2 protein-coding genes and 1 pseudogene are annotated in these 2,608 nt (G+C 40.5%); all 3 read left to right on the top strand.

What is annotated here, in order from left to right:
* The coding region (gene infB / locus VLB74_RS06590) for a translation initiation factor IF-2 (protein ID WP_325202663.1) at window positions 1-1,453 on the top strand (1,453 nt) is incomplete at its 5' end.
* 143 nt (window positions 1,454-1,596) lie between these two features.
* Complete coding sequence (locus VLB74_RS06585; protein WP_325202662.1) at window positions 1,597-2,181, top strand: phage tail protein; 585 nt, start codon at window positions 1,597-1,599, stop codon at window positions 2,179-2,181.
* A gap of 2 nt (window positions 2,182-2,183) precedes the next feature.
* Window positions 2,184-2,608: pseudogene (locus VLB74_RS06580) on the top strand (T9SS type A sorting domain-containing protein); the annotation flags it as partial.

Raw genomic sequence — 2,608 nt, 5'->3', positions numbered from 1 at the left:
GGATTACATTCGTAAAACCAATGTAATTGCAGGTGAGTCCGGAGGTATTACACAGCATATCGGTGCGTACGGAGTGGAGTTGGATAATGGTCAGGAAATCGCGTTCCTTGATACACCTGGTCACGAGGCGTTTACAGCGATGCGCGCACGTGGAGCTCAAGTTACCGATATTGCAATCATTGTGATTGCTGCCGATGATGATATCATGCCGCAAACTAAAGAGGCAATCAGTCATGCTCAAGCAGCAGGTGTTCCATTGATTTTTGCTATTAATAAGGTAGATAAACCGCATGCTAATCCTGAGAAGATCAAGGAGCGTTTGGCAGGTATGAACTTATTGGTAGAAGATTGGGGTGGTAAATACCAATCGCATGATATCTCTGCCAAAACTGGTATGGGAGTTAAAGAGTTGTTAGAAAAGGTATTGCTTGAAGCTGAAATTTTAGATCTTAAAGCAAATCCAGATAAACCGGCAGTCGGAACTGTAGTAGAGGCGCAGTTGGATAAAGGGCGTGGTTATGTATCCACTATCCTTGTTCAGGCTGGTACTTTAAGAGTTGGAGATTATGTATTGGCCGGTAAAAACCACGGTAAGGTTAAAGCTATGTTCGATGAGCGTGGTAATTCCGTGAAAGAAGCTGGTCCATCGACACCAATTTCTATTTTAGGATTGGATGGGGCGCCAACAGCCGGTGATAAATTCAACGTATTCGAAGACGAAAGAGAAGCAAAACAAATTGCTGCAAAACGTATGCAGTTGTTACGTGAACAATCGGTTCGTACGCAAAAACACATTACACTTGCCGAAATCGGTCGTCGTATCGCATTGGGTCAGTTTAAAGAATTGAACATTATCCTTAAAGGAGACGTGGACGGTTCTGTGGAAGCATTATCCGATTCCTTCTCTAAATTATCTACTGAAGAAATTCAGATTAAGATTATTCACAAAGGGGTTGGGGCTATCACCGAATCTGACGTATTGTTGGCTTCGGCTTCCGATGCGATTATTATCGGATTCAACGTTCGTCCGCAAGGAAACGCGAAGCAATTAGCTGATAAAGAGGAAATCGATATCCGTCATTATTCAATTATCTATGATGCCATCGATGATTTGAAAGATGCGATGGAAGGAATGTTGTCTCCGGAAATGAAAGAAGAGATTACCGGTACAGCAGAAATCCGTGAATTGTTCAAAATTTCGAAAGTGGGAACCATCGCAGGATGTATGGTTACCGACGGTAAAGTCTTCCGTAATTCGAAAATCCGCTTGATCCGTGAAGGTGTCGTTATCTTTACCGGCGAGTTATTGGCCTTGAAACGTTTTAAAGACGATGTGAAGGAAGTAGCCAAAGGATACGACTGTGGTATTCAGATTAAAAACTACAACGACCTTAAGGAGTACGACCTTATCGAGTGCTTCCAGGAAGTTGAAGTTAAAAAGAAACTTAAATAGTAAGTAATTTTTAAAGTATATCAAAAAAATCCCGATTCGTCGGGATTTTTTGTTTTTTATCGATTTTGTAATAATTTGTTATAAAAAAATTTTGTGTAAGAATATTTTTCAATACTTTCGCGGCTAAATTTATCAAATTAAATATGAAAAAGATTACAATTTTATTTTTATTGACTTTGTCACTTTTCGGAAGTCAAAAAGCGATTTCACAAGAGGCTTATATTGGTGAAATCAGAATGTTTGCCGGAAATTTTGCACCAGTAGGTTGGGCTTTATGTGATGGACAGCTTTTATCGATTGCTCAAAACACTGCTTTATTCTCTTTATTAGGCACTACTTATGGAGGAAATGGTACGACTACTTTTGCTTTACCTGATTTGAGAGGTCGTGTGCCGATGCATCCCGGATCAGGTCCTGGTTTGTCGCCAAGAGTTCAGGGCGAAGCGGGTGGTTCAGAAAACAATACACTGACGATTGCTCAAATGCCGGCCCACAACCATACGGTTAATGCGTCAACCGCTGATGGAGATCAAAATGTTCCAACGAATACTGTTCCGGGAAATACCAAGGCTTTGGATAAGGAATATGTTTCAAGTGCTCCAAATACTACTATGAGTCCTTCTATGATTGGAATGACTGGTCAGGGGCAGCCGGTAAACAATATGCAGCCTTATGGAACAGTTAACTTTATCATTGCTTTAAACGGAATCTATCCATCAAGACCCTAAAGATGAAAAAGTTATTTTCTTTGTTTGTGGTTTTGGGTTCATTAACGGTTAATGCTCAAAGTATCACTTTTAATGGTTGTCATCCGCTTTTTGAGAATCAGGATTATGTTTTTGTTAAAGAAACTACTGATGCTTCAGGAAGAAATGTTTTTAGTACAACACCTGTAGATGGCGAGCAGTCGTGTGGTGGATTAGGTACTTGTGAATTTAAGATTTTATGGAATCAGACAAATTCCAGATGGGAGTTTATCGCGGATAGTGGTAACGGTGATTTTGTAAGTCCTCATTTGATTTACTACAATTCATCTACCTCTTTGCCAAATCCGCCTGATTTGACATTGGGAACCTGGATTGAAAATGTTGGACATACCGGCGCTTCATGTGGTGGAAGTTTAAGCGTGGTGAATGCGATAATGACCGGAGCGGT

Source organism: Flavobacterium sp. (assembly GCF_035456225.1).
GTDB lineage: Bacteria > Bacteroidota > Bacteroidia > Flavobacteriales > Flavobacteriaceae > Flavobacterium.
This window is presented reverse-complemented; position numbering and strand designations above follow the sequence as displayed.

Coding starts and splice junctions, on each gene's coding strand:
- VLB74_RS06585 (WP_325202662.1), top strand. CDS start 1,597: ATGAAAAAGATTACAATTTTATTTTTATTGACTTTGTCACTTTTCGGA.